The 739-nt window shown below is 40.3% G+C and carries 1 protein-coding gene; it reads left to right on the top strand.

The features are described from left to right. The coding region (locus CWB80_RS21315) for a proline racemase family protein (protein ID WP_138686301.1) at positions 1 to 739 on the top strand (739 nt) is incomplete at both ends.

Raw genomic sequence — 739 nt, 5'->3', positions numbered from 1 at the left:
TGAAAAGCGAGCTGATTGCCTAACAAGATTCGATCACCTACGTAAAGCACTGATGTTCGAACCCCGAGGTCATGCTGATATGTACGGCGCGTTGATCACAAAACCTGAACGTAAAGATAGCCATTTTGGCGTACTGTTTTTACATAATGAAGGCTATAGCACAATGTGTGGTCACGCTATCATTGCGCTTGCCACAGCAGCTAAAGATAGCAGCATTTGCAACTTTATTGAAGGCGTTAATGAATTACGTATAGATACACCTGCAGGGCTTATCAAGGCGTATATTACTCTTCGAAATAACCAACTAATAAGTGTTTGTTTTGATAATGTTGCAAGTTATGCAGAAAAACTTGATATGCGAATAGAGATACCTCTGTTTGGTACCGTCAATTGTGATATTGCTTATGGCGGCGCTTATTATGCTTTTGTAGATGCTGATACTTTGGATGTAAGTTTGGCGCCCAACAATCATGAACAAATTATTAGCTTAGGAAAAATCATTAAGCAGGATGTTAATAGCCACTACCAACCAAAACACCCGACCGATGATGCATTAAGTTTTTTATATGGGGTGATTTTCTATTCAAATTCACAAAAAAGTCATTCTGTATTTAGCCGCCATGTCTGCATTTTTGCTGAGGGCGAATTAGATCGCAGCCCTACGGGTACCGGCGTGAGTGCCAGAGCTGCATTAGAGTTTGCAAAAGGCAGGCTTAAGTTAGGACAGCAAATAAAAATA

Source organism: Pseudoalteromonas sp. S1650 (assembly GCF_005887195.1).
Taxonomy (GTDB): Bacteria; Pseudomonadota; Gammaproteobacteria; order Enterobacterales; family Alteromonadaceae; genus Pseudoalteromonas; species Pseudoalteromonas simplex.
This window is presented reverse-complemented; position numbering and strand designations above follow the sequence as displayed.